This is a genomic window from Sutterella seckii, assembly GCF_009183815.1.
GTDB classification, from domain to species: domain Bacteria; phylum Pseudomonadota; class Gammaproteobacteria; order Burkholderiales; family Burkholderiaceae_F; genus Sutterella; species Sutterella seckii.
The window spans coordinates 1-715 of the sequence record NZ_WEHX01000218.1 but is presented as its reverse complement, the minus strand read 5'-3'; the positions used below and the strand labels follow the sequence as shown (position 1 = coordinate 715).

Here is a 715-nt window from a genome sequence, read left to right as displayed (position 1 = left end):
CCTTGAAGCACAGGAACCCTTGTGCGCACAGGTCTATCCGGGCAATATGATCGACGCCCGCGCCTACAGCTCATTCGTTTCGGAAAACAAAATCGAACGAGGCGTCCTGATCACGGACAAGGGATTCCCTCCCAAGGCAATTGAAGGCCTGCTCCGAAAGCATGAAGGGCTTCATTTCCTCACGCCGCTGAAGCGCTCGGACAAGAAGATTGCAGAGAACGCCATGCTCGATTTCGAGGATTGTCTGCGCGGCATTGATAAGCGCATCCGCTGCAAAAAGGTAAAGATGGGAAACGGGCGCTTCCTCTACTCCTTCAGGGATTCGTGGAAGGCTCAGGCGGAAGACAACTCCTTCATGGACCGCCAGCGCAGGAGCGATTCATACGACAAGAAGAACTACGATGAGCATTGCGGTTCGTATGGAACAATCGTCTTTGAGTCGGATCTCGACATGACGTGCGCTGAGGTCTACGCATGCTACGAACAGCGCTGGCAGCTTGAGATGTTCTTCGATGTTTACAAGAACAGCCTTGATTTCGGCGTAACCCGGGTCCAGTCCGACTACTCCGTCCGCGGATCCGAATTCGTAGACCTCATTGCCTCCATCCTGACATCCCGCATTGTGAAGCGCATGTCGAAGGCAGGAGTACTCGACAATGCAACATTCGGGGATGTCATAGACTCGCTCAGAACGTGCTGGCGCAATCGCAAGGCG

1 protein-coding gene is annotated in these 715 nt (G+C 54.1%); it reads left to right on the top strand.

Annotation, left to right across the window (positions count from 1 at the left end):
• Positions 1 to 19 precede the first annotated feature (19 nt).
• On the top strand, positions 20 to 715 hold a 696-nt coding region (locus tag GBM95_RS11930), incomplete at its 3' end, for a transposase (protein WP_226963325.1).